This window comes from Cellulomonas iranensis NBRC 101100 = JCM 18110, assembly GCF_001552375.1.
In the GTDB taxonomy this organism is placed as follows: Bacteria; Actinomycetota; Actinomycetes; order Actinomycetales; family Cellulomonadaceae; genus Cellulomonas; species Cellulomonas iranensis.
On record NZ_BCRB01000028.1, the window covers coordinates 1 to 22,824 of the forward strand.

The window sequence follows — 22,824 nt, forward strand, 5'->3', positions numbered from 1 at the left end:
CGTCGGTCGGGCCGGCCGCCGCGGTCTCGGCGGCGACCCGCTCGCGCTCGCGGTGCGTCGCGCGTCGCATGCGCCGCGTGAACGAGACCGCGAGCGCGATGATCGCGACCGCCAGCAGGAACGTCGCGACGAACCCCGCGAACCCGGGCGACCCCTCCTGCGGGCTCTCGTACGTCGGCCCCGGCAGCCGCTCGGCCCACACCACGCCCGCGAGCAGGGCCGTGCCCAGCAGCGCGCTCATCGTGCGTGCTCCGTCCCGCGGATCCCCGCGAACAGGTCGTCCTCGGGCAGCGTCGTCGGCACGCGGGACTCCGCGAGCTCGTACTCCTCGTCGCGCCACGTCGCGAGCTCGACCTCGCGCGGCACCGCGAAGAACCAGCCCTCGGGGTCGATCTGCGTCGCGTGCGCCCGCAGGGCGGCGTCGCGCTGCGGGAAGTAGTCGGCGCACTCGACGCGCGTCGTGACCTCGCGCTCGGGCACCTCGCGCGCCTGCCGCGAGTCGATCCAGTCGCTGAACGGCGACTCGCCGCCCGCCGCGACGATCGCGTCGTGCACGGCCCGCATGCGCGCGAGCGAGAAGCCGTGGTTGTAGTACAGCTTCAGCGGGGTCCACGGCTCGCCGCGGTCGCGGTAGCGCTCGGGGTCGCCCGCGGCGGCGAACGCCTCGACGCCCACGCGGTGGCACATGATGTGGTCCGGGTGGGGGTAGCCGCCCGTGGGGTCGTACGTCGTGATGACGTGCGGCCGGAACTCGCGGACCAGCTCGACGAGCGGCGCGGCGGCCTCCTCGAGCGGCACGAGCGAGAACGAGCCCTCCGGCACGGGGGGCAGCGGGTCCCCCTCGGGCAGGCCCGAGTCGACGAAGCCCAGCCAGTGCTGCCGCACGCCGAGCGCCGCCGCCGCGGCGGCCATCTCCTCGCGGCGCACCGCGCGCATCTCCTCGAGGCCCACGGGCGCGGGACCGTAGTGCGGGTTGAGCACGTCCCCGCGCTCGCCGCCGGTGCAGGTCACGACGAGCACGTCGACGCCCTCCGCCGCGTAGCGGGCCGTGGTCGCGGCACCCTTGCTGGACTCGTCGTCCGGGTGCGCGTGCACCGCCATCAGCCGTAGCCGGTCCGTGCTCACCTGAGGATCCTCCCGTGGCAGGTCGTGGGACGAGAGACAATGATCCCTCACGCGCCGCGCACCGCGTCCGCGCGCCCTCGAGCAGGGCACCCGAGACCGCTCACCGACACCGCACCAGGAGGCCCCACCGTGGTCGCACCGGCCCCCCGCCCGCCCGCCGGGCGCTACGGACCGGAACCCACCGACGGCACGCGCCGCCTGCAGCGCCTCGGGCTCGCCGCGCTCGTGGTGGTCGCGATGCTCGTGATCGGCTGGGTCGGCGGCGGCGTGCTGCGCGACCCCGTGCAGTGGCAGGACGTGGGCTACCGCGTCGACGGGCCGACGCGCACCGAGGTGACGTTCGACGTGACGACCGACGTCGGTCGGTCGGCGACGTGCCGCGTGCAGGCGCTGTCGTCGTCGTACGCGCAGGTGGGCGTGCTCGACGTGCCCGTGCCGCCTGCCGACCACCGCACGCGGCGCGTCACGGTCACGGTGCCGACCGTCGAGCTCGCCGTCACCGGCGTGGTCGACGGGTGCCGCCTCGACGGATGACGCCGATCCCCCGTCCGGGTCAGCGCGTCACCGCGCGCTTGGTAGGCTAGGCGTTTACGCCGCCCCCGGTCCGGCGTCACGCACAGGTCGACGTCACACCGCGGCGGGACGGCACCACCCCCTCCCTCCCGGCACCGCACGGCCTCGACGCGTGCCGGCACGTGGGGCCCACACGCCGCCGACGAGGCGGCCACCGGAGTCAAGGAAGGAGCGATCGTGACGGACACGACTGCTGCCACGTGGCTGACGCAGGAGGCCTACGACCGCCTCAAGGAGGAGCTCACGCACCTCGAGTCGGTGGGTCGCAAGGAGATCGCGGACCGCATCGCGGCGGCCCGGGACGAGGGCGACCTCAAGGAGAACGGCGGCTACCACGCCGCGCGCGAGGAGCAGGCCAAGCAGGAGGCGCGCATCCGCGAGCTGCAGGCCAAGCTGCGCAACGTGCAGATCGGCACGCCGCCGGACGACGGCGTCGTCGAGCCCGGCATGGTCGTGACCGCGGTCGTCGCGGGCGACGAGATGACGTTCCTGCTGGGCTCGCGCGAGATCGCGGGCACCGCGGAGATCGACGTCTTCTCCCCCACGTCGCCGCTGGGCGCCGCGATCCAGGGGCACAAGGTCGGCGACTCGACGTCGTACGAGGCGCCGAACGGCCGTCAGATCCCGGTCGAGATCACCGCGGCGAGCCCGTTCGTCGGCTGACCGCGCACGACCCGTCACGCGGGGGACGCACCGGAGACCCGGTGGCGTCCCCCGCGTGCGTTCAGGCGTCGCCGATGCGGTAGCCCGCGGCGCGCAGCGTGGCCAGCACGGCCGCGCAGTGCTCGGCGCCCTTGGTCTCGATCTGCAGGTCGATCGCGACGTCGCTGAACGCGAGGTCGCCGCCCGTGCGCAGGTGCGACACGTGCATGACGTTGCCGCCCGTCGCGGCGACCTCGTGCAGCAGGTCCGCGAGCGCGCCGGGCGTGTCCTCGACGACGACGTGCAGGTGCAGGTACCGCCCGGCGGACGCGAGGCCGTGCCGCACGACGCGCAGCAGCACGAGCGGGTCGATGTTGCCGCCCGACAGCACGCACACCACGGGCCGCCCGTCGTCGCCCGCGACGCCGCGCGGGTCGGCCATGAGGGCCGCGACGGCCGCGGCGCCGGACGGCTCGACGACGAGCTTGGCGCGCTCCGCGACGAGCAGCAGCGCGCGCGACAGGTCCTCCTCGGACACGGTCCGCACGGGCACCTGGTGGCTCGCGAGCACCTCGAACGGCACGTCGCCGGGCGTGCCGACGGCGATGCCGTCGGCCATGGTCCGCAGCTCGGTCGCCGGCACCGGGCGGCCCGCCGCGAGCGACACCGGGTAGGCGGCCGCGCGGGCCGCCTGCACGCCGATCACGCGCACGTCGGGACGCTCGTCGAGCGCGGCGGCGATGCCGGCGGCCAGGCCGCCGCCGCCGACGGGCACGACGACCGTGCCGACGTCCGGCACCTGCTCGAGGATCTCGAGCGCGACCGTGCCCTGCCCGGCGTCGACGTCGGGGTGGTCGAACGGGTGGATGAGCACGGACCCGGTCCGCGCGGCGTGCTCGCGCGCGTGCACGAGCGCCTCGTCGACCGACGTGCCGGCGAGCTCGACGCGCGCACCGTAGCCGCGGGTCGCCGCGAGCTTGGGCAGCGCGGCGTCGACGGGCATGAAGATCACCGCGTCGATGCCCAGCAGGCGCGCCGCGAGCGCGACGCCCTGCGCGTGGTTGCCCGCGCTGGCGGCGACGACGCCGCGCGCCTGCTCGTCGGCCGTCAGCCGCGCCATGCGCGTGTAGGCGCCGCGGATCTTGAACGACCCGGCGCGCTGCAGGTTCTCGCACTTGAGCCACACGTCGGCGCCGGCCAGCTCGGACAGCGCACGGCTGCGCTGCACGGGCGTGCGCTCGGCGACGCCCTCGAGGAGCGCGGCCGCGGCGCGGACGTCGGCCGGCCCGATCACGGGCCGACCGGCGGGTCGCCCGCCGTGGTGCCGCGCGCGGGGCCGTGCTCGTGGCGGGCCGCGTCGGCCTCGGACTCCGCCTCGGCGGCTGCCGCGATCGCGCGGTCCACCACGGGGTGGCCCTTGGCGCGGATGGGCACGTGGTCGTGCGTGCCGAGCTGCGGGAACTTGTCGTGCCCGTGCAGGTACAGCACGACCGTGTTGACGACCGCCGCGATCGGCACCGCGAACAGCGCACCGACGATCCCGGCGACCAGCGAGCCGGACGTGACGACGAGGAGCACCGCGACCGGGTGCAGCGACACCGCGTGCCCCATGAGGAACGGCTGCAGCACGTGCCCCTCGAGCTGCTGCACGAGCAGCACGATGCCGAGCATGATCAGCGCCGACACCCAGCCCTGCGTGACGAGCGCGACGAGCACCGCGATGGCGCCCGTGACGATCGCGCCCACGAAGGGGATGAAGGAGCCGAAGAACACGAGGACGGCCAGCGGCATCGCGAGCGGCAGCTGCAGGATCGCCGCACCGGCGCCGATGCCGATCGCGTCGACGCCCGCGACGAGGATCTGCGTGCGCGTGTAGGCGCCGAGGGTGACCCAGCCGCGCCGGCCGGCCTGGTGGACGCGCTCGCGCGAGCCCCGCGGCAGCAGCCCGACGAGCCACGCCCAGATGCCGCGCCCGTCGATGAGGAAGAACAGCGTGCAGAACAGCGCGATGAGCGTGCCGGCCGCGACGTGCCCGACCGTGACGCCCACCGACAGCGCGCCCGAGGCGATCTGGTCGGCGCTCGACGCGGCGGCGTCCTGCAGCTGCGTGATCCACTCGTCGATGTCGGCCGTGCCGAGGTGCAGCGGCCCCTCCGACAGCCAGTCGACGAGCTTGGTGACGCCGTCGCTGGCCTGGTCCCACAGCTCGGTGACGCCGTTGACGATCGACTGCCCCGCGAGCGTCAGCAGCCCCGCGACGAGCCCGAGGAGCAGCACGACCGCGATCCCCGACGCCGCGGCGCGCGGCAGCCGCAGCCACCGCTGCAGCGCGCGCACCAGCGGCGAGAGCAGCACCGTGAGGAGCAGCGCGATCGCCACGGGCACGACGATGACCTTGAGGACCGCCAGACCCCACACGCCGAGCGCGACGGCCGCGAGGATGACGATGAGGCGCCAGGACCACGCGGCGGCCGCCTGCACGGCGGGCGGCACGGGCCCCGGGCGCGGGGTCGCGGCGGTGCCGGGGGCGGGCAGCGGCTCGGCGGGCGCACCCTCCTGCGCCGCGCCGGGTGCGCCGTCGGCCGCCGGGGCGGCCGTCGTGGCGTCGTCGCGACGGCCGGGCGTGCTCATCGACCGAGCCCGGCGGCCGCGAGCGCCTGGCCGAGGTCGGCGAGCAGGTCCTCGACGTCCTCGATGCCGACGGACAGCCGCACGAGGTCGTCGGGGACCTCGAGCGCGGTGCCCGCGACGGAGCCGTGCGTCATGCGCCCGGGGTGCTCGATCAGCGACTCGACGCCGCCGAGCGACTCGGCGAGCGTGAACACGCGCGTCGCGGCGCACACCGCGACCGCGGAGTCGGCGGAGCCGGTGCGGAAGGCGACCATGCCGCCGAACCCGCGCATCTGCCGCGCTGCGACCTCGTGGCCGGGGTGCTCGGGCAGGCCGGGCCACAGCACCTCGGTGACGCCGGGGTGCTCGACGAGGAACCGCGCGACGGCCTCGGCGTTGGCCACGTGGCGGTCCATGCGCACCGCGAGGGTCTTGAGGCCGCGCAGCGTGAGCCACGCGTCGAACGGGCCCGCGACGGCGCCCGACGCGTTCTGCAGGAAGCCGACCGCGTCGCGCAGCGACGTCGTGCCCGTGGGCCCGGTCATGCCCGCGGGCAGCTGCGCGCCGTCCGCGACGACCACGGCACCGCCGACGACGTCGGAGTGCCCGCCGACGTACTTCGTGGTCGAGTGCACGACTGCGTCGGCGCCCAGCGCGAGCGGCTGCTGCAGGTACGGCGTCGCGAACGTGTTGTCGACGATCAGCACCGCGCCGTGCGACTGCGCGTGCGTCGCGATCGCCGCGACGTCGGCGATGCCCAGCAGCGGGTTGGTGGGCGTCTCGACCCAGATCGCCTTGGTGCGGCCCGGCTGGATCGCCGCGAGCACCGCGTCGGGGTCGGACAGGTCGACGGGCGTGTGCTCGATGCCCCACGGGCCCAGGACGCGCGCGATCAGGCGGTACGTGCCGCCGTACGCGTCGTCGGGCACCACGACGTGGTCGCCGGGGCGCAGCACCGAGCGCAGCAGCGCGTCCTCGGCCGCGAGGCCCGACGCGAACGCGAACCCCGCGGCGCCGCCCTCGACGGCGGCGAGCGCCTCCTGCAGCGCGTCGCGCGTCGGGTTGGCCGAGCGGGAGTACTCGTAGCCGTCGCGCAGGCCGCCGACGCCGTCCTGCTTGTACGTCGAGACCTGGTGGATCGGCGTCACCACCGCCCCCGTGCGGGGGTCCGGGTCCTGACCTGCGTGGATGGCACGGGTCGAGAAGCCGGCGGCGGACCAGTCGTGGGGCTGCGCGAGCGGGTCGTGGGTCACGCCCCCAGGCTAGGCGGTGGCGCGCGCGGCAGCGCAGGCGCACACGCGGGTGGTGGCGCACGGCACGCGGAACACGGGCCACGGTGCGCCTGTTGCACGTCGTGGACCCGACGACAAGGAGACGGTCATGGCCTCGCTGTTCGAGACGCTGCTGGGCTCGTCGCTGCGCACCACGATGGTGGACGCGGAGCACGCCCTCAAGGGACGGGACGGGTACCCCTACGCGGTCCCGTCGACGCACGCGGTGCTGGGCACGCCGCTGCAGGGCCCCTGGCCCGACAGCACGCGCGTGCTGTACCTGGCCTCGGGGTGCTTCTGGGGCGCCGAGAAGGAGGCGTGGCAGCTGCCCGGCGTCGTCACCACGGCCGTCGGCTACATGGGCGGGTTCACGCCCTACCCGACGTACGAGGAGACGTGCACGGGCCGCACGGGCCACACCGAGACGGTGATGGTCGCATACGACCCGACCGTGCTGTCCGACGTCGACCTGCTGCGGCACTTCTGGGAGGAGCACGACCCCACCCAGGGCTTCCGCCAGGGCAACGACGTGGGCACGCAGTACCGCTCCGCGGTGTTCTTCACGACGCCCGAGCAGGGCGCGGCCGCGCAGGAGACACGCGACGCGTTCGCGCCGGTCCTCAAGGCCCGCGGCTACGGCGACGTGACGACGGAGATCCGCCCGGTCGAGGAGGCCGGCACGTTCTACTACGCCGAGGACTACCACCAGCAGTACCTCGAGAAGAACCCGGCGGGGTACTGCCCGGTGAACTCCACCGGCGTCGCCTGCCCGGTCCCCTCGGCCTGACCGAGCCGGATCGCCCTCTCACCACCCGGTGAGAGGGCGATCCAGTCACCCCACCCACCCCTCCGCGAGAGCGCGATCCAGTCACCCTCACCCGCGAGAGTGCGATTCAGTCACGGCGCCGTCGCCGCGAGATCCGGCACGGAGTGCCCGTCCCTCGGCCAGACGGTGCTGGATCGCACTCTCACCACCTGGTGAGAGGGCGATCCAGTCATCTACCCACCCGGTGAGAGGGCGATCCAGCCCCCACCCACCCGGTGAGAGGGCGATCCAGTCATCAACCCAACCGGTGAGAGGGCGATCCAGCCACGGCCGCTTCGCCGTGAGACGACGGGCGCTGGCCGGCACCCGTCGGGCGGGTGTGGGTGGCGCGGGTGAGGATGGGCGCATGCTGCTCGACGACGTCGCCGACGCGTCCGCCCGCGTGGCCGCGACGCGGTCGCGGCTCGCCAAGCGCGCGGTGCTGGTCGACGTGCTGCGGCGCGCGGGGGCCGACGGGACGCACGACGTCGCGGTCGTGGCGCGCTACCTCGCGGGCGAGCTGCGGCAGCGGCGCACGGGCCTGGGCTGGCGGTCGCTGGCCGGGATGCCCGGGCCCGCGGACGCGCCGACGCTGACGGTCGCGGAGGTCGACGCCGCGTTCGCGACGATGGCGGAGATGTCCGGCCCCGGGTCCGCCACGGCCCGCACCGACGCCGCCCGCGCGCTGTTCGGCGCCGCGACCGAGCGCGAGCAGCACCTGCTGCGGGGGCTCGTCAGCGGTGAGCTGCGCCAGGGCGCGCTGGACGCGCTGCTGCTCGACGCGGTCGCCGAGGCCGCGGGCGTCCCCGCCGACGTCGTGCGGCGCGCCGCGATGCTCGCGGGCGAGACCGAGGCGGTCGCCGTCGCCGCGCTCGCCGCACCCTCCCCCGAGGACGCCCGGACCGCCCTCGCGGGGTTCACGCTCGCCGTGGGGCGGCCGGTGCGCCCGATGCTCGCGCAGTCCGCGCCCGACGTGCCGACGGCGGTCGCGCAGCTCCTCGGACGGGCGGGGACCTCCGACGGGCCGGCGGCCGAGGTGGTCGTCGACACCAAGCTCGACGGCATCCGGGTCCAGGTGCACCGCGACGGCGACGACGTGCGCGTGTACACGCGCAGCCTCGACGACGTGACGGCGCGCGTGCCCGAGCTCGTCGCGGCCGTCCGCGCGCTGCCCGCGCGCACGCTCGTGCTGGACGGCGAGGCGCTCGCGCTCGACGCCGACGGCCGCCCGCGCCCGTTCCAGGAGACGGCCTCGCGCAGCGCCACGCGCGACGCCGACCTCGCGGGCGCGACGACGCTCACGCCGTTCTTCTTCGACGTGCTGCACGTCGACGGCCGCGACCTGCTCGACGCGCCGCTGCGCGAGCGGCTGGCCGTGCTCGACCGGGTCGCGGCGCCGCACGTCGTGCAGCGGGTGGTCACGAGCGACCCGGCCGTGGCGGCCGAGCACTTCCGGTCCGTCGTCGCCGCCGGGCAGGAGGGCGTGGTCGTCAAGGCGTCCGACGCCCCGTACGAGGCGGGACGCCGCGGCGCCGCGTGGGTCAAGGTCAAGCCGCGGCACACGCTCGACCTCGTGGTGCTGGCCGTCGAGCGGGGGTCGGGGCGGCGGTCCGGGCTGCTGTCGAACATCCACCTGGGCGCACGCGACCCCGCGACCGGCGGGTTCGTCATGCTCGGCAAGACGTTCAAGGGCATGACCGACGAGACGCTCGCGTGGCAGACCGCGCGGTTCCGCGAGCTGGCGGTCGCCGACGACGGCTGGACCGTGACCCTGCGACCCGAGCAGGTCGTCGAGGTCGCGTTCGACGGGCTGCAGCGCTCGACACGCTACCCGGGCGGGCTCGCGCTGCGGTTCGCGCGGGTCCTGCGGTACCGCGAGGACAAGCCCGCCGCCGAGGCGGACACCATCGATGCGGTGCGCGCGCTCGCCGCGCCGGCCTGACGGCTCCGCGGGGTCGACGCAGCCGCCCAGGGCGGCGGCGGGCGGCACCTCCCGGCGCGCCGACGCGCCGAGAGGTCCCTACGCTGGCGGTGAGGGATCTGCCCAGGGGGAGAGCATGAACCGCTCGATCAGCATCCTGTTCCGCGCCATCCCGCTCGCGATGGGCGCCGTATGCCTCGCGTTCGGCCTGGACGTGCTGTCCGGCGGCTCGGACGCCGGACACTTCGTCGCCGGGCACGTCTGCCTCGCGCTCACCGCGATCTGCGTCGCGCTGTTCACGACGGCGGCGACGATCATCCGCCAGCTCGTGCACCGCTACGGCGAGGTGTGGGAGATCGTCCTGCCCGTCCTCGGCTACGCGGTGGCTGCCGCGACGACGCTCTGGGGCGCGCTCGTCGCGGCCGGCGGGTCCGAGCCGCAGCGCGTCGTCGCCGGGCACGTCCTCATCGGCATCGGCTTCATCGCCGCGTGCGTCAGCACGGTCGCGACGGCGTCCACCAAGTTCGTCCTCATCCAGCGGTCCGCCGCGCTCGGCGCCGGGGGCGGCGCGCCGGACGGCGCGTACACGCGGGCCGCCGGCCGGGCGCTCGTCGCGGTGCCGGCCGTGCTCGCGACCGTGGGTCTGGTGCTGTCGGCCACGCTCTACGCCCACGGCGGCACGCCGCACCTGGTGGCGGCGCACGTGCTCACCGGGCTGTCGCTCGTCTGCGCGTCGCTCGTCGCGCTCGTCGCGAGCATCGTGCGGCAGGTGCGCAACGAGTTCGGCGACGCCGAGCGCTACCGCTGGTCGTGGTGGGTGGCCGCGATGGGGACCGTCAACGTCGCCCTCGGGATCGGGGTGCTGCTCGCGTCCGACGACCCCGCGCGGCTCGCACCCGGGACCGTGCTCGTCGGCCTCGGGCTGGTCTGCTTCAGCATCCTGTCCAAGGTGCTGCTGCTCGCGCTGGTGTGGCGGCGGGTCTTCGCGCTGGCGAACCGCATCCCGCTGATCCCCGTGGGCACCGCGCTCGCGTGCCTCTTCTTCGCGGCGTTCCTCTTCGAGGCCAGCACGCGGCAGCCCGGCTACTTCGTCGGCGCGCACGTGCTGGTGGGCCTCGGCGCCGTGTGCTTCACGCTGTTCTCGATCGTGTCGATCCTCGAGGCGGGCACCTCGACGTCGTGACGGCGGACGGCGCCCGCACCGCGGACGACGGGCTGCACGCGGGCACGCCGTGAGGCAGGGTGTCCGGATGGACGAGACGGCCGGGACCCTGCCGGCAGCGCCCGAGGACGGGCTCCGGCGCGTCGCCGCGCCGTCCGCCTGGCGCGTCGTCGCCGCGGCGCTCGTGTGCGGCTCGGCCGTGCTCATGTTCGCGCTGCACGTCCGGCCGCTCGCGTACGCCCCGCTCGTCGTGGGCGTGCTGCTCGCGTGGGCGGTCGACCGCGTGCTGGGGCGCGACCTGCTCGTGGTCGCGACCGGCATGGTCATCGTCTCGACCATCCCGCTCGGCGCCGACCTGTCCGACCTCGGCATGGTGCGGTTCACGATCGCGCTGTCGCTCGCCGTGGTGATCCCGTACGTGCTGTCGCGGCACGTCAACGGCGACGACGTCGTCCGGTTCCCGTGGCGCACCGGGCGGCGGTGGACGCGCACGCAGTGGGCGTACCTGCTGTTCGTCGTGGGCGCCGGGTACCTCGTGCTGCCGTTCTACTTCCTCGACTCGGGCGCGTACCGGAACTGGCCCACGGTCGTGGAGGGGCACGAGGTCGCGCGCCTGTTCGTCGGCGTCAACGCCGTCGGAACGTGGGACGAGCTGTTCTTCATCTGCATCGTCTTCGCGCTGCTGCGCCGGCACTTCGGCCTGTGGACCGCGAACGTGCTGCAGGCGCTCGTCTTCGTGTCGTTCCTGTGGGAGCTCGGCTACCGCGAGTGGGGCCCGCTCCTGACGATCCCGTTCGCCCTCATCCAGGGCTTCACGTTCAACCTCACCAAGTCCCTCACCTACGTGCTGGTCGTGCACCTGCTCTTCGACGCCGTCGTCTTCATGGTGCTCGTGCACGCCCACACCCCCGAGCTGTTCGACGTCTTCGTCACCGCACCCGCGCGCTGAACCGTCGCGCCGCACCACCCGAGAGGCAGGACCCCCATGACCGACGCGCTCACCACCTGGGCCGGCAGCCACACGTTCCGCGGCGGACCGCTCGTGCACCCCACGAGCGTCACCGAGGTCGCCGAGCTCGTCGCCGGCGCGCAGCACGTGCGCGCGATCGGCTCGCGGCACTCGTTCCACGACCTCGCCGACTCCCCCGGCACGCTCGTCGCGCTCGACCGGCTCGAGGTCCCGACCGTCGTCGACCCCGACGCCCGCACCGTGACCGTCGGCGCGGGCGTGCGGTACGGCGAGCTCGCGCGCGACCTGCACGCCGCGGGCTGGGCCCTGCACACCATGGCCTCGCTGCCGCACATCGCGGTCGCCGGCACGGTCGCGACGGCCACGCACGGTTCGGGCGACGCGTCGCCCAACCTGTCGGCGGTGGTCCGTGGCCTGGAGGTCGTCGGCGCGGGCGGCGAGGTGCGCGTCCTGGGCCCCGACGACCCCGAGCTCGCGGCGTCCGTGGTGGGCCTCGGCGCGCTGGGCGTCGTCACGCGCGTGACGTTCGCGATCCAGCCGACGTACGACGTCGCGCAGGAGGTGTGGCTCGACCTGCCGTGGGACGTCGCGCTCGGACGGTTCGACGCGATCATGGGCTCGGCGTACTCCGTGAGCCTGTTCACCGACTGGACCGGCGACGCCGTCGGCCAGGTGTGGCGCAAGCACCGGGTCGACGCCGGGACGCTCGGGGACGACGCCGTGCTCGCGGGCGCGCGCCCCGCCGAGGGCCCCGTGCACCCCGTGCCCGGCCAGGACCCCGCGGCCTGCACGCAGCAGGGCGGCGTGCCCGGCCCCTGGCACGAGCGCCTGCCGCACTTCCGGCTCGAGTTCACGCCCAGCGCGGGTGCCGAGCTGCAGTCCGAGTGGCTCGTGCCGCGCGCGCACGCCGTCGCCGCGATCGAGGCGCTGCGCGGGCTGAGCGACCAGGTGTCGCCGCTGCTGATGATCAGCGAGATCCGCTCGATCGCGGGCGACGACCTGTGGCTGTCGACCGCGCACGGCGGCGACCGCGTGGGCCTGCACTTCACCTGGCAGCCGCGCCGCGCCGAGGTCGAGGCCGTGCTGCCCGTGATCGAGGCCGCGCTCGCGCCGTTCGACGCGCGCCCGCACTGGGGCAAGCTCTTCGCCGGCCCGGGCGCCGGGCGGACCTGGCAGGACCTCTACCCGCGGTGGGACGACGCCCGCGCGCTGATCGAGCGCTGCGACCCCGCGGGCGTCTTCGCGAACGACTACCTGCGGCGCGTGGGCCTGCACTGACGCACAGGCGCCGCACAGGGCCGCCTCAGCGGCTTCGCGGGCGGGCCGCTCAGGCTCGAGCTCACCGGGACACCCCAGGGAGCACACCATGAGCGCCACCCGCACCGACGCACCGACCGCCACCCCGCCGGACGGCGCCCGCACCGCCGAGCCGGCCGGCAGGCTCGGCCCCGCCGGGCACCTCGGCCCGTCCGCCGCCGCCGGCGCACCACCCGCCGCACCACGGCGGTCGCACGCCCGCGCGCTGCTGCCGCCCGTGCGGCGTGCGTGGTGGCGCGACGCGGTCGCGGCGCTCGTCGGCGGGCACCTCGCGCTCGTCACGCTGCTGTGGGCCACCGCGGACGGCCTCGACGTGTCCACCACGGCCGCGCTCGCGACGTCCGCGGGGCGGCTGCTGGGGCTGTGGGCGTCCGCGCTGCTGCTGGTCCAGGTGCTCGGCATGGCGCGCGTGCCGTGGGTCGAGCGCGCGGTCGGGCAGGACCGGCTGAGCGCGTGGCACCGGTGGGCGGGCTTCACGTCGTTCTGGATGCTCGTCGCGCACCTCGTGCTCGTGACCGTGGGGTACGCGGCGTCCGACGGGCGCGGCGTGGTCGGCGAGCTCGTGCAGCTGGTGCTGACGCTGCCCGGCATGCTGCTGGCGGCCGCGGGCACCGCGCTGCTCGTCGCCGTCGTGGGGCTGTCGGTGCGCGCCGCGCGCCGCCGCCTGCGCTACGAGTCCTGGCACCTGCTGCACCTGTACGCGTACCTCGGCGTGGGCCTCGCGCTGCCGCACCAGCTGTGGACCGGCACGAGCTTCCTGCTGCACCCGTGGGCCGCGACGTACTGGTGGGCGCTGTACGGCGTCACCTTCGTCTCGGTGGTCGTGTTCCGCCTCGTCCGGCCGCTCGCGCTGTCGCTGCGGCACGACCTGCGCGTCGCGGCCGTGCTGCCCGACGCGCCGGGGCTGGTCTCGGTCGTGGTGCGCGGCCGCGACCTGCACCGGCTGCGCGCCGAGGCCGGGCAGTTCTTCGTGTGGCGGTTCCGCACCGGCGCCGGGTGGACGCGCGCGCACCCGCTGAGCCTGTCGGCCGTGCCGCGGACCGACGGGCTGCGCGTGACCATGGACGTGACGGGCGACGACGGCGCCCGGGTCGCCGCGGCCCGGCCCGGCACGCGCGTGCTCGTCGAGGGGCCGTTCGGGCGCGTGACCCCGAGCAGCCGCCGGCACGCGAGGCTCGCGGCGTTCGCCGCCGGCGCGGGCGTCGCGCCGGTGGTCGGTCTGCTCGAGCACGGCGCGGCGCACCCCGGCGTCGACACGCTCGTGCTGCGGCACCGCGACGACGCCGACCTGCCGCTGCGGGACGACGTCGACGCGCTCGTGCGGCACGCGGGCGTGCGGTTCCTCGACCTGCCGGGGCCGCGCTCGCGCACCGGCACGCCGTGGCTGCCGGCCCACCTGGGCCACCACGCGGGCCCCGCCGCGCTGCACCAGCTCGTCCCGGACCTGCTCGACCACGACGTCGTCGTGTGCGGGCCGCCCGCCTGGACCGCCGCGCTCGTCGCCGACCTGCGCACCGCGGGCGTCGCCCGCTCCGCCATCCACGTCGAGAGCTACGTCTGGTAGGTCGTCATGCGCCGCATCCTCCTGAGCATCGTCACGACCGTCTCGGGCGTCGTGCTGCTCCTGCAGTACCCCACGAGCCTCGACCGCTCGGCCGGCACGACCGACGTCACGGCCGCGGGGACCACCACGACCGGGACGACCGGCGGAGCCCCGTCGGCGGGGTCCTCCGCCGGGTCCGACCCTGCGGCGTCGGCGAGCGCGTCGTCGTCCGGGTCGTCCGGGGCGTCCGGGACGTCGGACGGCTCGTCCAGCGGGTCGTCCGCCGGTTCGTCCGGCGGGGCGTCGGACGGCTCGTCCGGCGGGTCGTCGGCCGGCACCGGGCTGACCGACGGCCGGTACACGGCGTCGACGTCGATGCGCTACGGCACCGTGAGCGTGACCGTCACGGTGAGCGGCGGTCGGGTCACGGCCGCGTCGGGCTCGCAGGACTCGCAGGACGGGCACTCGCGGCAGGTCTCATCGGCCGCGCTGCCGACCCTCGACGACGAGGCGACGACCGCGGGCGGCGCGTCGATCGCGATGGTGTCGCACGCGACGTTCACGAGCGAGGCGTACGCGCGGTCGCTGCAGGCCGCGCTCGACCAGGCACGCCCGTGAATGCCGTGGCGGGCGCCCGCCCGGACGCCGCCGCCGTCGCGGCCGCCGCGCGCCCGACCGACCTGCCGGCGGACCCGTCGGACCCGTCGGACGGCCCTGCGGCCCGCGCCGCCGACGCCCTCGCGCGCGCGGCGGCGGCGCTGCCGGTGCGCGCGTGGGTCGAGCACCACATGGGCATGCCGTGGAGCGTGCACGTGCGCGGCGACGCGGCGCACGACCCGCGCACCGCCGCGACGGTCGAGCGCGCGTTCGCGCGCGTGGCCGCGCTCGACGCCGAGCTGAGCCCGTTCCGCGCGGGATCGGCGCTGAACCGGCTGCGCCGCGGCGAGCTCGCGCTCGCCGACGCACCGGACGCCCTGCGCGCCGTGCACGCCCGCTGCCTCGCGGCACGCGACGCGACCGACGGCGCGTTCGACGCGTGGGGCTGGCGTGACGGGTTCGACCCGACGGGCCTGTCGAAGGGCTGGTCGGTCGACCACGTGCTCGGGCTGCTGGGCGTGCTCGACGCGGACGTCGCGGTGGGTGCGGGCGGCGACGTCGGCGTGCGCTCGGCGTCGGGGCTGCCGTGGCGCGTGGGCGTCGAGGACCCGGCCGACCGGGGGCGGCTGCTCGCGCACGTCGACCTGCTGGACGGCGGCGTCGCGACGTCGGGCACGGCGGCGCACGGCGGGCACGTCGTCGACCCGCGCACCGGCGGCCCGGTGTGGGGCGTCCGGTCGGCGACGGTCGTCGCCGCGGACGTCGTGACCGCCGACGTGTGGGCGACCACCGCGATGGTGCTCGGCCCGGGCGACGCACCGGCACGGCTCGCGGCGCTGCCGGGGACGCGGGGCGTCCTCGTCACGGCCGACGGCGCCGTGCACCGCTGGGCGACGCCCTGAGCGTGCCGGGTCAGTCCCAGTCGGTGGTGCGCGTGCGCAGGTCGGTCCACCCGGACCGTCCGAGGGGCGACGTCGTGCGCACCCGGTCGCCGGGGTGCAGGCGCGGGTCGGTGGCGTAGCGGCGGGCCGCCTCGCGCTCGGCGTCGACGTCGCCCGCGTCGGCCCGCACCAGCAGGTCGGCGATCTCGTCGGCGAGCGCGTCGAGCTCGGCCTCGGGCACGTCGCCGGGTGCCGGGCCCCACACGTCCCACAGCAGGAGCTCGTCGCGCCGCCGGTGCGCGAGCTCGAGCGTGAGGTACGCGCGGACCAGGCCGCGGCCGCGCAGCGCGGGCACGCCCCGCACGCCGTACGCGTCGAGGTCGAGGCCGTGCGCGCGGTGGGCGACCCACAGCTCGGCGGCGGTGGGGAACGGGCTGTGCGGGCCCGTCGGCATGTCGAACGGGTCGAACGGCTCACCGGCGAGCGGCGCGGCCCCGAAGGCGGCGTCGAGCTCGGGGTCGCTGCGCACCCAGCGCGCGCCGTCCCACCGCTCGACGACGACGTGGTCGAGGGCGAGCGCGGGGTCGAGGTAGCGCGCGAAGCCGACGCGCGAGCGCGCGGGCACGCCGTGCGCGCGGAGCGCGCCGACGACGAGGAGCGTGTGGTCGCGGCAGCAGCCGGCGACACGGTCGGCGTGCGGGCGGCCCGCGAGCGGCGCGGACGAGGCCGCGAGGCCGGCGGCCAGGATCCGGTCGAGCCAGCGCAGGTCGATCGTGGGCAGGCGCGCGGGGTCGAGCGTGTGCGCGGACGCGCGGTAGTGGCCGATGAGGCCGGTGGCCGCGGCGTGCAGGTCCTCGGGGCGGGTGCCGACGGCCACGAGGACGGCGGCGTGCTCGCGGGGGTCGCTGTACTCCGAGTGCGCGGCCCACCAGGCGGGGTCGACGTCGAGGCTCGTGGTGCTGCTCACGGCGGCATCCTGCCGCGAGCGCCGCACGGGGCCACGGCGCGTCCACGGCGGGAGACGCGGACGCGCGACGTGCCGTCGCGCGCGGCCGGGCCCGGACGCACGCGCGGCCGGCACCCGTGGGGGCCGGCCGCGCGGTGGTGACGTCGCGTCAGCTGACGCCGACGATGTCGACGACGAAGACCAGCGTGTCGCCGCCCTTGATGCCGGCCTGCGGCACGCCGCGGTCGCCGTACGCGAGGTGCGACGGGATCGAGAGCAGCACGCGCGAGCCGACCTGCTGGCCGACGAGGCCCTCGTCCCAGCCGGCGATGACGGCGCCGACGCCGATCGGGAAGCTGATGGACGACCCGCGGTCGAACGAGTTGTCGAAGACACCGCCCTGCCACGACTGGCCGAGGTAGTGCACCTCGATGTCCTGACCCGCCTCGACGAGCGCGCCGTCGCCGCGGCTGAGCACCACGACCTCGAGCTCACCCGACGGCTGCGCGTCCGGGAACGTGAGCGTGGGCTTGGTGCCGGGAGCGCCCGAGACCTCGGGCAGCGCTGCGGCCATGTCGACTTCTCCTTCGGTGGGTGACAGTGCCCGCCCATCCTGCCCTGCGCACGGTGGGGGTGCGCGGCGCCGTTCGCCCTCGGCGGATGGACACCGTTGGCTAATGGCATTAGCTTTACCGCATGACGCACCTCCTCACCGTGCCCGAGGGCACCGTCTCCTACGAGGTCCACGGCCCCGACGGCGGCACGACCGTCGTCCTCGTGCCCGGCATGGGCGACCTGCGGTCCTCCTACCGCGACCTGGTCGACCCGCTCGTGACCGCCGGCCACCGCGTCGTCGTCACCGACGTGCGCGGCCACGGCGACGGGACGCACGCGTTCGCCCGTCACGGCGTCGAGCCCACCGCGCAGGACGTGTCGGCGCTGCTCGACGCGCTGGGCGTCGACGCCGACCACCCCGCCGTGCTCGTCGGCTCGTCCTTCGCGGCAGGGTCGGTCGCACGCGTCGCCGCCCTCGAGCCGGCGCGGGTCCGGGGCGTCGCGCTGCTCGCGTACGCCGCGAACGACGCGCCCGCGGGGCGCGCGGTCACCGCGCAGGTCCGCCTGCTGCTGGCGCGCCCGTGGGGAGCCGCGGCGTGGGCGTGGTTCTACGGCAGCCTGCTGAAGGGCCGCCGCGCCACCTGGACCGACGCGCACCTCACGGACCTGCGGCGCGCGCTGCGCACGCCCGGCGCGCTCGGGCAGCTGCGCCGGCTCGCCCTCGCGCTGACGGCAGGCGGGCACCGCACGCTGCTCGACCAGGTGCGCGTCCCCGTCCTCGTCGTCACCGGCGCCCTCGACCCCGAGACGCCGGACCCCGCGGCCACGCACGCCGCGACGCTCGCGACCGTGCCGCACGACGCCGTCACCGGGCTGCTCGTGCCCGAGGCGGGCCACTACCCGCAGCACCAGCGCGCCGACCTCGTCGCGCCCGCGCTCGTCGACCTCGTCGCGGGCCTGCCGCGCACGAGCGGGGCCCCGGCGACGGGCGGCGACGCGTGAGCCCGCGCGCCGGGCTCGACCGGGCCGCCGTCACCGAGCACGCCCTCGCGGTCGTCGACGCCGGCGGGCCCGAGGCGTGGCAGGCGCTGTCGCTCGCCGCCGTCGCGGCGCGCGCGGGCGTCGCGGTGCCCAGCCTCTACAAGCACGTCGACGGCCTGCCGGGGCTGCGGCGCGAGGTCGCGCTGCGGGCGGTGACCGAGCTCGACGACGTCGTCGCGGCGGCCGCCGCCACCACCGACGACCCCGACGCGCGCCTGCGGGCCGTGGCGCACGCCATCCGCGCCTGGGCGCGCCGGCGCCCCGGCCGCTACCAGGCCGTGCAGGGCGGCTGGCTGTCGCAGGCGGACGCGGGCGAGGTGCACGCCGCGAGCCTGCGCGCGGTCGACCGCCTCGCGGCCCTCGTCGCCGACCTGGGCGTGCCGCCCGAGCGGCGCGTCGACGCCGTGCGGGCCGTGCGCGCCGGCGTGCACGGGTTCGTCGTGCTCGAGCTCGAGGGCGGCTTCGGCATGACCGAGGACGTCGGGACGAGCTTCGCGTACCTCGTCGACGGGCTGGTCGCGGGGCTGCGCCGCGCGGCGGACGGCACCTGAGCCCGCCCGCCGCGCGCGGGCGTCAGCGGGCCAGCACGTCCCGCAGCCAGCGCAGCTGCGCGTCGACCTGGAAGCCCTGCCCGCCCTCGTGCTCGTTGAACTCGTAGACCTCGATCGCCTGCGCGGGGCGCTCGGGCGCGAGCGTGCCGTAGTGGTTGTACGCCGCGAACACGGTCGACGGCGGGCAGATCGGGTCGCGCAGCGCGACCGAGAACAGCGTCGGCGCGGTCGCGCGGCGCCCCAGGTGCACGCCGTCGAGGTACGACAGCGTGCGCATCGCGGCGTCCTTGTGGTCGCGGTGCACCGCGAGGTACGTGACGACCTCGTGGTACGGGTCGGTGTCAACCAGCGCGATCGCGCGCGGCACGTGGCACAGGAACGGCACGTCGGGCATGACGCCCGCGAGGCCCTCCGTGAGCCCGGCGACCGCGAGCGTGATGCCGCCGCCCTGCGACCCGCCCGTGACGACCACGCGCTCGGGGTCGACGCCCGGCAGCGACCGCACGGCCTCGACCGCGCGCACGCCGTCGGTGAACACGCGCCGGTAGTAGTGGTCCGCCGGGTCGAGGATCCCGCGCGTCATGAACCCGGGCACCTGCGGGCCCGCGCCCACGGGGTCGGGGGTGTCGCCGCCGCTCCCCCAGCGCGACCCCTGGCCGCGCGTGTCCATGAGCAGGTGCACGTAGCCCGCCGCGGCCCACGCGAGCCGCTCGTGCGGGCGCCCGCGACCGCCGCCGTAGCCGATGAACTCGACGACCGCGGGCAGCGACGACCCGTCCGTGGCCGAACCCGCGGGGCGCGTCACCCACGCCTTGACGGGGTGGCCGCCGAACCCGGCGAACGTCACGTCCTCGACGTCGACCAGCGCGAGCCCCGCGTCGTACGGCTCGCGGCGCACGTCCAGGTCGAACGCGCGCGTCTCCGCGAGCGTCGTCGCCCAGAACTCGTCGAGGTCGGCGGGCTCGTCGAGCTCGGGCAGGTAGCGCTCGAGCTCGGGCAGGGGCAGGTCGTACAGCGCCATCGCGGGTGCACCTCCGGGCAGTGGCCCGGGAAGGGGGCACCCGGGACCGGCGCAGCGATGCTAGCGCGGTCGCAAGCGCTTCCCCGCCGCGCCACGGCGCGCTGCCGCGGACGGTGCGCCACCCGGGCGACGAACCGTCCGCGCAGGTCGGCGGGGTACCGACGTGCGCCGTCGGTCAGCGCGCGAGGAACCCCAGCAGGTCGTGGCGCGTGAGCACGCCCACGGGTCGGCCGTCGTCGACGACCATGAGCGCGTCGGCCTTCTCGAGCGCGGCACGCGCGGCGTCGACCGGCTCGCCCGAGCCGATGAGCGGCAGCGGCGCGGACATGTGCGCGTCGACGCGGTCCGCGAGCGACGCGACGCCCGAGAACACCGCGTCGAGCAGCTCGCGCTCGCTCACCGCGCCCGCGACCTCGCCGATCATCACGGGCGGCTCGGCGCCGACCACGGGCATCTGCGAGACGCCGTACTCGCGCAGGATCTCGATCGCGTCGCGCACCGTCTCGGTGGGGTGCGTGTGCACGAGCGCGGGCAGGTCGCCGCCCTTGGTGCGCAGCACGTCCGCGACCGTCGCGCCCTCGCCGCCCGCGAGGAAGCCGTACGAGCGCATCCACGAGTCGTTGAAGATCTTCGACATGTACCCGCGGCCGCTGTCGGGGAGGATCACGACGTACACCGCGCGGGCCGCGGCCTGCGGGTCGCGCTCCTGCAGCGCCCGCGCGTGCCGCAGCGTCGCCTCGACGGCCATGCCGCACGAGCCGCCGACCAGCAGACCCTCCTCGCGCGCCAGGCGGCGCGTCATCGCGAACGAGTCGGCGTCCGACACCGCGACGATCTCGTCCGGCACCGACGGGTCGTACGCGGCCGGCCAGAAGTCCTCGCCCACGCCCTCGACGAGGTAGGGCCGCCCGTCGCCGCCCGAGTACACCGAGCCGGCGGGGTCGGCGCCGACCACGACGACGCGCCCGCCGTCGGCCTCCGCGCGGTCCGCCGACGCGTCGTGCAGGTAGCGGCCGGTGCCCGTGATGGTGCCGCCCGTGCCGACGCCCGCGACGAGGTGCGTGATCCGCCCCTCGGTGTCGGCCCAGATCTCGGGGCCCGTGCTCGCGTAGTGGCTCGCCGGCCCGTTCGGGTTGGCGTACTGGTTCGGCTTCCACGCGCCCGGCGTCTGCGCAGCGATGCGGTCCGACACCGAGTAGTACGAGTCGGGGTGGTCGGGCGGCACGGCCGTGGGCGTCACGACGACCTCGGCGCCGTACGCGCGCAGCACGTCGCGCTTGTCCTGGCTGACCTTGTCGGGGCAGACGAACACGCAGCGGTACCCCTTGCGCTGCGCGACGAGCGCGAGCCCGACGCCCGTGTTGCCCGACGTCGGCTCGACGATCGTGCCGCCCGGCTGCAGCTCGCCCGAGGCCTCGGCGGCCTCGATCATGCGCAGCGCGATGCGGTCCTTCACCGACCCGCCGGGGTTCAGGTACTCGACCTTCGCCAGGATGGTGGCGGTCAGGCCGGTGGTCACGGACGAGAGCCGCACGAGCGGGGTGCCGCCGACGAGCTCGGAGATGTGCTGGGCGTACTTCACGCGCCCGATCCTCTCATCGTCCCGGGAGCGGCAGGGGTGCGCCGACCAGCTCCTCGACCTCCGCGAGGTCCACGCCCTGGCCCCACTGCGAGAAGAACGTCGTCGCGGTGCCCGAGTACGTCTGCCCGTCGCCGCCCACGGCGTCGCCCGTGACGTCCATCCGGACCGTCGGGCCGGCGACGTCGGTCCAGACGACGAGCTCGGTGGTGGTCGCGGGGATCGCGGCGACCGGCTGGAACGGGGCGTCGGCGCGGATCGGCCACAGCGTCGTCGTCGTGCCGTCGGCGAGCTCGACCTCGGTGCGCTCCCCCACGGTGAACCCGGGGGCCGCCGTGATCATCGCGTAGGTCATCTCGGGCGAGCTCGTGGCGCGGTACATGTCGACGCCGTCGGCCGCGAGCATCTGCTCGGTCGACCCGCCCGGGTCGGCCTGCACCCACGCGCCGTCGGTCGACAGCCACCCGGTGTCGGGCGTGACGGCGACGGTGGGCGCGCCGTCGCGCGTCCCGATCGCGTAGAGCCCGCCGTCGACGAGCGCCCAGCGCTGGTCGGCCACGTGGTCGGCCTGGTGGATCTCGAAGCGGCCGCTGCCGGCGGCGCGGACGAAGTCCGTGAGGCACGCGGCGAGGTCGGCGCTCGCGATCTGCGCGCCCGTCTCCAGCGTGATCGCGGCGCACGACGCGGGGACGACGGGCCCGGCCGGCGGCTCGGCGGACGCCGCGGACGAGGCCCCGGGCGCGCCGCCGGCGGCGGGCGTGGACGTGCTCGGCGACGCACCGGGCGCACCGCTCGCGCACGCGGTGAGCAGCAGCAGGAGGGCGAGCACGGGGGCCGTGCGGGACGGGCGCATGCGGAAGGTTCCTCCGTGCGGGTGACCTGGCGGGGACGTGACGATCCGTCGGTTAATCTCGCCGAGCGCGGTAGGCGCGTCAAGAACGGGTGGGCGGGTCCACCGCCGACGAGGAGCGAACGTGACCGAGGCAGTGCCGTTCACCGACAACGTGCGGGACCTGTCCAACGCCGACGGGTACCAGTTCGAGTTCCGCTGCGAGCGCTGCGGCAACGGGTACCGCTCGGCGTTCCAGCGCGACCTGCGCGAGACGGGTCAGAGCCTGGCCCGCGGCCTGGGCAACCTGCTGGGCGGGCGGTTCTCGCAGCTCAGCAGCGCGGCCGACAGCCTGCTCGACCGGGGCACGAACTCCGCGGCCAAGGACCGTGCGATGCGGCAGGCCGTCGGGCAGATCGCGGACCGTTTCCACCAGTGCCGCGGCTGCGGCGACTGGGTGTGCGGCGACGTGTGCTGGAACGACGAGATCGGGCAGTGCGTGCGCTGCTCGCCCGTGCTGGCCGAGCAGCTCGCGCAGCTGCAGGCCGAGGCGCGTCGCTCGCAGATCACCGAGCGGCTCGCGACGACCGACCTCACCGCCGGCATGGACCTGCGCACGCCGTCGATCGCGCGCTGCCCGTCGTGCGGCGCGCAGTCGGGCGGCGGCAAGTTCTGCCAGGAGTGCGGCGGGTCGCTCGCGGCCGAGCGCACGTGCACGTCGTGCTCCGCGACCAACCCCGTGACGGCGAAGTTCTGCAGCGAGTGCGGGACGCCCTCGGGCCCCTGACGCACCCCTGACGCGCCTGGAGAGGCACGCACGGACGTGCCCACGACGTGACGACGCCCCGCCGACCCGGAGGTCGTCGGGGCGTCGTCGTACCCACG

At 76.0% G+C, this 22,824-nt stretch carries 22 protein-coding genes and 1 pseudogene; 13 read left to right on the forward strand and 10 right to left on the reverse strand.

Translation table 11 applies throughout. The features are described from left to right. Positions 1-241: pseudogene (locus tag CS2_RS07985) on the reverse strand (hypothetical protein); the annotation flags it as partial. After that, positions 238-1,125, reverse strand: coding sequence for a mycothiol conjugate amidase Mca (mca, locus tag CS2_RS07990; RefSeq protein ID WP_046530287.1), 888 nt, complete (start codon positions 1,123-1,125; stop codon positions 238-240). The gene mca and the pseudogene CS2_RS07985, both read right to left, overlap by 4 nt. A 129-nt stretch (positions 1,126-1,254) precedes the next feature. Here mca and CS2_RS07995 point away from each other — a divergent pair, with 129 nt between their 5' ends. Together CS2_RS07995 and greA are read left to right on the forward strand one after the other, a co-directional pair. Then, positions 1,255-1,659, forward strand: a complete 405-nt coding sequence (locus CS2_RS07995; protein WP_070319567.1) for a DUF4307 domain-containing protein — start codon at positions 1,255-1,257, stop codon at positions 1,657-1,659. Positions 1,660-1,875: 216 nt separating this feature from the next. Next, entirely contained in the window at positions 1,876-2,361 is a 486-nt protein-coding gene (gene greA / locus CS2_RS08000) for a transcription elongation factor GreA (RefSeq protein WP_046530285.1), read from the forward strand. Positions 2,362-2,422: 61 nt separating this feature from the next. Here greA and ilvA read toward each other — a convergent pair whose 3' ends face one another. The 3 genes from ilvA to CS2_RS08015 are packed head-to-tail and all read right to left on the reverse strand — an operon-like array spanning position 2,423 to position 6,203. Then, a complete protein-coding gene (gene ilvA, locus CS2_RS08005) occupies positions 2,423-3,634 on the reverse strand; it encodes a threonine ammonia-lyase (protein ID WP_070319568.1) in 1,212 nt (403 codons plus the stop codon). Then, positions 3,631-4,971 carry an AI-2E family transporter gene (locus tag CS2_RS08010; protein ID WP_082739967.1) on the reverse strand — a complete coding sequence of 447 codons (1,341 nt, stop codon included), beginning with the start codon at positions 4,969-4,971 and terminating at the stop codon, positions 3,631-3,633. The genes ilvA and CS2_RS08010 overlap by 4 nt, the downstream gene beginning before the upstream one ends. Continuing rightward, positions 4,968-6,203: a cystathionine gamma-synthase gene (locus tag CS2_RS08015; RefSeq protein ID WP_046530283.1), complete on the reverse strand. Its 1,236-nt coding sequence runs from the start codon at positions 6,201-6,203 to the stop codon at positions 4,968-4,970. The genes CS2_RS08010 and CS2_RS08015 overlap by 4 nt, the downstream gene beginning before the upstream one ends. Before the next feature lie 127 nt (positions 6,204-6,330). On the opposite strand from CS2_RS08015, the gene msrA reads away from it, so the two are divergent. From msrA to CS2_RS08055, 8 genes are all read left to right on the forward strand, one after another. Next, positions 6,331-7,008 (forward strand): peptide-methionine (S)-S-oxide reductase MsrA, encoded by a 678-nt coding sequence (gene msrA, locus CS2_RS08020; protein ID WP_070319569.1) that lies wholly within the window; start codon positions 6,331-6,333, stop codon positions 7,006-7,008. A gap of 385 nt (positions 7,009-7,393) precedes the next feature. Beyond that, positions 7,394-8,968 (forward strand): ATP-dependent DNA ligase, encoded by a 1,575-nt coding sequence (locus tag CS2_RS08025; protein WP_070319570.1) that lies wholly within the window; start codon positions 7,394-7,396, stop codon positions 8,966-8,968. A gap of 115 nt (positions 8,969-9,083) precedes the next feature. Beyond that, on the forward strand, positions 9,084-10,130 hold the full coding sequence (locus CS2_RS08030; protein WP_070319571.1) for a DUF2776 family protein: 1,047 nt from the start codon (positions 9,084-9,086) through the stop codon (positions 10,128-10,130). A gap of 184 nt (positions 10,131-10,314) precedes the next feature. Next, positions 10,315-11,058 carry a CPBP family intramembrane glutamic endopeptidase gene (locus tag CS2_RS08035; protein WP_233421116.1) on the forward strand — a complete coding sequence of 248 codons (744 nt, stop codon included), beginning with the start codon at positions 10,315-10,317 and terminating at the stop codon, positions 11,056-11,058. Positions 11,059-11,094: 36 nt separating this feature from the next. Then, a complete protein-coding gene (locus tag CS2_RS08040; protein ID WP_070319572.1) occupies positions 11,095-12,357 on the forward strand; it encodes an FAD-binding protein in 1,263 nt (420 codons plus the stop codon). 88 nt (positions 12,358-12,445) lie between these two features. Continuing rightward, positions 12,446-13,960, forward strand: coding sequence for a ferredoxin reductase family protein (locus CS2_RS08045; protein WP_082739968.1), 1,515 nt, complete (start codon positions 12,446-12,448; stop codon positions 13,958-13,960). Positions 13,961-13,966: 6 nt separating this feature from the next. Then, complete coding sequence (locus tag CS2_RS08050; RefSeq protein ID WP_070319573.1) at positions 13,967-14,557, forward strand: FMN-binding protein; 591 nt, start codon at positions 13,967-13,969, stop codon at positions 14,555-14,557. A gap of 5 nt (positions 14,558-14,562) precedes the next feature. Next, positions 14,563-15,438 carry an FAD:protein FMN transferase gene (locus tag CS2_RS08055; protein WP_156442050.1) on the forward strand — a complete coding sequence of 292 codons (876 nt, stop codon included), beginning with the start codon at positions 14,563-14,565 and terminating at the stop codon, positions 15,436-15,438. 10 nt (positions 15,439-15,448) lie between these two features. Here the strand turns inward: CS2_RS08055 and CS2_RS08060 are convergent, their stop codons facing one another. Next, a complete protein-coding gene (locus CS2_RS08060; RefSeq protein WP_070319595.1) occupies positions 15,449-16,384 on the reverse strand; it encodes a transglutaminase-like domain-containing protein in 936 nt (311 codons plus the stop codon). A gap of 148 nt (positions 16,385-16,532) precedes the next feature. After that, positions 16,533-16,937 (reverse strand): FKBP-type peptidyl-prolyl cis-trans isomerase, encoded by a 405-nt coding sequence (locus CS2_RS08065; RefSeq protein WP_046530277.1) that lies wholly within the window; start codon positions 16,935-16,937, stop codon positions 16,533-16,535. Between the two features lie 122 nt (positions 16,938-17,059). Between CS2_RS08065 and CS2_RS08070 the strand changes: the two genes are divergently transcribed. Continuing rightward, positions 17,060-17,920 carry an alpha/beta fold hydrolase gene (locus CS2_RS08070; protein WP_070319574.1) on the forward strand — a complete coding sequence of 287 codons (861 nt, stop codon included), beginning with the start codon at positions 17,060-17,062 and terminating at the stop codon, positions 17,918-17,920. Then, a complete protein-coding gene (locus tag CS2_RS08075; RefSeq protein ID WP_070319575.1) occupies positions 17,917-18,510 on the forward strand; it encodes a TetR-like C-terminal domain-containing protein in 594 nt (197 codons plus the stop codon). Before CS2_RS08070 ends, CS2_RS08075 begins: the two co-directional genes overlap by 4 nt. 22 nt (positions 18,511-18,532) lie before the next feature. On the opposite strand, the gene CS2_RS08080 is transcribed toward CS2_RS08075, so the two are convergent. The 3 genes from CS2_RS08080 to CS2_RS08090 all read right to left on the reverse strand — a co-directional run bounded on the left by CS2_RS08080 (position 18,533) and on the right by CS2_RS08090 (position 21,963). Beyond that, positions 18,533-19,531 (reverse strand): acetylxylan esterase, encoded by a 999-nt coding sequence (locus tag CS2_RS08080; protein ID WP_070319576.1) that lies wholly within the window; start codon positions 19,529-19,531, stop codon positions 18,533-18,535. Between the two features lie 175 nt (positions 19,532-19,706). Continuing rightward, on the reverse strand, positions 19,707-21,113 hold the full coding sequence (locus CS2_RS08085; protein WP_070319577.1) for a cystathionine beta-synthase: 1,407 nt from the start codon (positions 21,111-21,113) through the stop codon (positions 19,707-19,709). Between the two features lie 13 nt (positions 21,114-21,126). Continuing rightward, positions 21,127-21,963 (reverse strand): hypothetical protein, encoded by an 837-nt coding sequence (locus CS2_RS08090; RefSeq protein ID WP_070319578.1) that lies wholly within the window; start codon positions 21,961-21,963, stop codon positions 21,127-21,129. Between the two features lie 121 nt (positions 21,964-22,084). Here CS2_RS08090 and CS2_RS08095 point away from each other — a divergent pair, with 121 nt between their 5' ends. Continuing rightward, entirely contained in the window at positions 22,085-22,726 is a 642-nt protein-coding gene (locus CS2_RS08095) for a zinc ribbon domain-containing protein (protein ID WP_217997371.1), read from the forward strand. Positions 22,727-22,824: the final 98 nt, after the last annotated feature.